1 protein-coding gene is annotated in these 1,215 nt (G+C 74.0%); it reads right to left on the bottom strand.

The features are described from left to right. Positions 1-233 precede the first annotated feature (233 nt). A partial coding sequence (locus tag D8M29_RS12020) for an NYN domain-containing protein (protein ID WP_148111617.1) occupies positions 234-1,215 on the bottom strand: 982 nt, incomplete at its 5' end.

Genomic DNA, 1,215 nt, shown 5'->3' with positions numbered 1-1,215 from the left:
AAGCCCGTGTTGGCGAGCAGCTCCGAGGCCTCCTCGTCCGTCAGGTCGTACGCGTGCGCGAGCATGCGCACGTTCTCCGTGTAGAAGGCGTGCAGGCGGTCGACGCCGCGCAGGAAGCCCAGAGTGTTCCCCATGGCGGGGAGCCTACCGGGCGGGCGTGGTGGGCGGGTGGCCGGCGGGTGAACGGCCGGTTGACCGGCCCGCCGGCCGCGGGGGACGACGGGCCGTGCCGCTCAGCCCTCGGCGCGGCGGCTGCGGCGGCGGACCAGCGAGACCTCCATGGTCCGGCCCTCGGTGCGGGTGCGCAGGTACGGCTGGTCCTCCACGAGGGTGGAGAGCTTGGAGTGCCCGAAGTCGCGCGGGTCGAAGTCCACGTGGGTGCGGCTCAGGTGCTGGCCGATCAGGGACAGCGTGGCCCAGCCGTCGTCGGTGCTCGTGGCGTTGACGGCCTTGGTGAGCGCGGCCTGCAGGTCGATGCGCGGGGCGGCGTCGGCCTCGTCGTGCTCGGGCTCGGCCTCGACCGGCACCTCGGGCGGGGTCGGGTCCTCGGTGACGTCCGACGACGACGCACGGCGGCCCCGCCGACCGGCCCCGGACTTCGCCTCCGCGGCCTTCCCGTCCTTGCCGGCGGCGGCGTCCCCGGCGGGCGCCTCGTCGGCGGCGGGGGCCTCGTCGGCAGCAGGGGCCTCGTCGACAGCGGGGGCCTCCGCGTCCGCGTCCGTGGCCTCGGGGGTGTCGGTGGCGTCGGTGGTCTTTGCCCCGCGACCGCGGCCTCGACCGCCGCGGCGGGACCCCGAGCGGCCGGAGCCCTCGGACGCCTTGGCGTTCTCCTCCTTGGCGGGGGCGTCCTCGCCGGTCTCGTCGTCGTCGACGTCGTGGTCCGTGGCGGTGCCGAGCAGCTCGAGGTAGATGAACTGGTCCACGGCGTTGCGCAGGGAGGCGGGGGTCTTGCGGGCGCCCAGGCCGATCACGCGCTTGCCGCCCTCGCGCAGGCGGGTGGCCAGGCGCGTGAAGTCGGAGTCGGAGGAGACGAGGGCGAACGCGTCCACGTTGCCCATCCAGAGCAGGTCCATCGCGTCGATGATGAGCGCGGAGTCCGAGGAGTTCTTGCCCACGGTGTAGGCGAACTGCTGGACCGGCTGGATCGCGTGGTGGTTCAGCGCCTTCTTCCAGCCGTTGAGGTTGGTCGTGGTCCAGTCGCCGTACGCGCGCTTA

Source organism: Micrococcus sp. HSID17227, from assembly GCF_003989405.1.
Taxonomy (GTDB): Bacteria; Actinomycetota; Actinomycetes; order Actinomycetales; family Micrococcaceae; genus Micrococcus; species Micrococcus luteus.
Note: the sequence above shows the minus strand (reverse complement) of the source record. Positions and strands in the feature narration are given on the sequence as shown.